Source organism: Thorsellia anophelis DSM 18579, assembly GCF_900111395.1.
In the GTDB taxonomy this organism is placed as follows: Bacteria; Pseudomonadota; Gammaproteobacteria; order Enterobacterales; family Thorselliaceae; genus Thorsellia; species Thorsellia anophelis.
In genome coordinates, this window is record NZ_FOHV01000059.1 from 1 (window position 1) to 3,769 (window position 3,769).

Genomic DNA, 3,769 nt, shown 5'->3' on the forward strand with positions numbered 1-3,769 from the left:
TTAGGCGAACCCTACGAGTCAATATATAGGGAGGTTAAAAAATGACCATTTCTTTAACCTAAGAAATAATTATAAAATATAGTGCGGAAAGAAGGGTTAATACAAACTTATGGTATTTTTGCAATCAGTTATTGGATAGCGAAAAGACTTAAATTATCTCATTCAATCGCCGCTCCTGCTTGCATGATAGGTACTTCAAACTTTTTTGAATTAGCAGTCGCAGTTGCAATTTCATTATTTGGTTTGCACTCAGGTGCAGCGCTCGCAACTGTTGTAGGTGTTTTAGTTGAAGTACCAGTGATGCTATCCTTAGTGGCATTTGCAAATAAAACTAGACGTTGGTTTGACTGATTTAATAACAAATGCATTCAAAATCAAAAAAATTATAATAAATGATCCAAAATATCCAAATACTCATTCGCAGCATGTTCAATTTACATTCATCTAGCGCATATGACAGTCACTATTTAGCTGGAATAATAAATTAAGAAGTAAGATTATTAACTAAAAGAGAGGAAATTTAAATGCTTAAAGAATATAAAGCGACTATATATCATAATCCAGCATGCGGGACATCACGTAATGTCCTGAAGGTAATGGAAGATGCAGGTTATCAAGTTGAGATCATTGAATATCTTAAAACGGGGTGGAATAAAGAAGTATTAACTTCGTTGTTAGAGCAAGCAGGATTGACACCAAAATCAGCACTTAGAGTGAATAAAACACCTGCAGAATCATTAGGTCTTACCGCTGAAAATGTTAAAGAAAAACAAATTTTAGATGCAATGATCCAATACCCAGAATTAGTTAATAGACCGCTTGTGAAAACCGATAGAGGAGTCAAAATGTGTAGACCAAGTGAGCAAGTTCTATCTTTATTAGAGATATGGCCGCAAGGACCTTACTATAAAGAGGATGGTGAAATGATGATTGATGAGCATAACCAAATAGTTAACTCATCTAAGTAACCTAAGGGCAGTATAAAATTAAAATGATATTTGACTCTAGTTTTTAATCAAATACGCATTTAGTATAAAGCGTATTTGCAATAGTACAAGAGTCAAATTATATATTAAATAGTAAGTGTAATTAAGAAAAACTAACTCAACATATGGCTAAATTGAATAACAAAATTACTAGTAAGATGTGTTATACAGATAATATTAATCTATGCTATTTTTATACGAATCCACGATTAATTATTTGTAGGTGCTTAAGATTAAATTTTAAATAATGCACCCATAATGCATTGTTTAAATTAAAACTTATTCATTCATAAACCTTGTTGAACAGAATTTGGCCATTTTAATGTATAATTTCAGGATAAAGCCTCTAAAAATATAACAATTTGGATTTATCAGGATAATCTTTCAGGCATAAATTAATTAGGTATATTATTGATATTTAATAGATTGCTCCTTAAGTGCTAACGAATGAGGTATGAGTAAGTGTGTGCTCGCGCCATAATGTTTTTTTGTTTTAAATTTAAGCGCCTATTCAAAAAATACAAACATGATAAACATACAAATTCAATTTAAATTAAATTTAAAAGTATTATTCTACCGACACTTAAATATATATGTTTAATTTAAGCTATTTATATCAAAATAAAAATAACTTAAATCGAATTGTTGGTTTAATTATTTTTTATTATAAATAAAGGTTTTTAATTTAATTAATATTGATGAAAAACAACATAAGGGAATAGAATGAAAAAGCGTAAAATATTAGCAATTATAGTGTCTTCATTATTAGTTGCCAATAGTAGTCTAGCAGCAGAAATTTATAATAAAAATGGTAATAAAATTAACTTAATTGGTCAAGTCTCTGCAATTTATACATTTAAAGAAGATAAAACTCCTATGTATGATTGGAGTAAAGATCGTGTCAATCAAGTAGGTGCAGGTAAAGTTGATAATGATGATAGTTCTTTTGCAAGATTTGGATTTACTGGTGAAACACAGGTTAATAGCGTCTTAACTGGTTACGCTACGTTTGTTCATAATTTTACTGCAGATGGTACTGATGAAGATAAAACTCGCCTCGCATTTGTTGGATTAAATTATGATAAAATGGGTTCTCTTGATTTTGGGCGTAATTATGGTGTTGTAACGACAGTTAGGAATTTCACTGATGCCTCAGATTTTGATGATTTAGTTGGACAGGGATTAACAGCAACAAGTGCAAGTGATGTAGGTATGCTTGATCGTGCATCAAGCTTAGCAACATATACCAATAAAGATGCGTTTGGTGTGGTAGATGGATTGGATCTTTATTTGCAATATCAAGCAAAAAACACTGAAGAAAATTCGAAATTAAGCAAGAAAAATGGCGATGGTATCGGACTTACAACAACTTATGAACACGATGCAACAGGTCTAGGCTTTGGTGCAACTTACTCAAAACACAATAGAGTAGACGCTCAAAAAACAGATAACACAGGTGATAATGCTGAAATTTGGGCTATTGCAAGTAAATATCAAAAAGAAATAGGCGACAATAGCTTATATGCAGCAGTGAGCTGGGCTGAAACAAATAATTTAGTTGCGGCTAATAATGTTTACTTAGATTCAAATTGTGCAACTGCTTGTTTACCTATAAATAATGTTGCAGATAAAACAAAAGGATTTGAAGCAATTGTAAAATATACGATTGAATTAGGAAATCAATCAAGTATTACACCTCAAGTCGCTTACAATCAAACACGTGGGTATAACTTAAATGTTGTTGAGTCTACAAATGGTGTTAGACATAATGCTCAAACTAAAGCAGATTTAACAAAATTTTTGGTTTTAGGTGCTGGATATCAATTTAATACACATTTTGATACTTCTATAGGCTATAGAATCAACTTGGTTGATGAAAAGGCGACCTATACACAGCAAGCAGGTGTAGAGATTGATGATCGTCTAGAAATGAGAGTAACCTACAGCTTCTAATAAATTATTTTATAACTGTGTTCTATTTGTATGGAATAAATAAAATAGTCACTCAAAGCCCGCAAGAGTCCTTCGCGGGTTTTTCATTTATACCTATCCATCTATATAAATCAAACCGGTATGTTAATCGCAATGGTAGCTTATACTGCATGGATTATATGGATATTCTGTTACGGCTAGCTACCTCTTTATTCCTAGATTATTACGTCTAAAATTTAAAAAATTAGACTAAAAGTCGAATGTTTATTATGTATTTCATGCTGTGGTTAAGTGCAATAGAGATAGCTCATCAAGTAACTGAGAATGTTGGCTAGGATAACGTGTGTTTGTATCACCAATCAGACTAATATCACCTTCAGCTCCTATTTTATCGAATTTAGACACAGAAGCAGGCCGCTTGTGTGTTATTTGAAAAACATCCAGATATTTTCATTCCGTTTTGATGTGACGACGCTTCAATATATATTGCTAAATTCAATCAGGATGATATTGCTTGAGACCTGCTCTTCATTTCCGTTCTCGGCATTATCTGCAAATAACAGCAATATAAAACAGTAAACAACGAATATCTTTTCATTGTTATTCTAAGTTGCCAATAGACAGTTTAATAAGATTAATATCTTATCTAGTTTGCGTGATTAATTAAAATTGTAGACTTATTATATTTAATATAAGACTAGGTATGAACATATGCCCATAATGCTTAAAAGTTGAGGTTAGCCATCACTTAAAAGAGTAAATACAGTAGATAACGCGATGCTCGACTTTTAAAATGCGAGATCTGCGATACTTAAAATGGGTCTACCTTGTTCTTTATTGAACAGGGTGGC

General features: G+C 31.7%; 4 protein-coding genes. 3 read left to right on the forward strand and 1 reads right to left on the reverse strand.

Going from position 1 to position 3,769, the window contains the following annotated elements:
- The first annotated feature begins 81 nt into the window (after positions 1-81).
- The 3 genes from BMW37_RS14770 (at position 82) to BMW37_RS14780 (ending at position 2,939) form a co-directional block, all read left to right on the forward strand.
- Complete coding sequence (locus tag BMW37_RS14770) at positions 82-351, forward strand: arsenic resistance protein (protein WP_218139552.1); 270 nt, start codon at positions 82-84, stop codon at positions 349-351.
- A 173-nt stretch (positions 352-524) separates the two neighbouring features.
- Positions 525-968: an arsenate reductase family protein gene (locus tag BMW37_RS14775; protein ID WP_093322763.1), complete on the forward strand. Its 444-nt coding sequence runs from the start codon at positions 525-527 to the stop codon at positions 966-968.
- A 741-nt stretch (positions 969-1,709) separates the two neighbouring features.
- The gene (locus BMW37_RS14780) at positions 1,710-2,939 is read left to right on the forward strand and encodes a porin (protein WP_093322765.1); all 1,230 of its coding nucleotides are present in this window, start codon (positions 1,710-1,712) and stop codon (positions 2,937-2,939) included.
- 255 nt (positions 2,940-3,194) lie between these two features.
- Here the strand turns inward: BMW37_RS14780 and BMW37_RS15785 are convergent, their stop codons facing one another.
- Entirely contained in the window at positions 3,195-3,323 is a 129-nt protein-coding gene (locus BMW37_RS15785) for a hypothetical protein (protein ID WP_281241277.1), read from the reverse strand.
- Between the last annotated feature and the right edge of the window lie 446 nt (positions 3,324-3,769).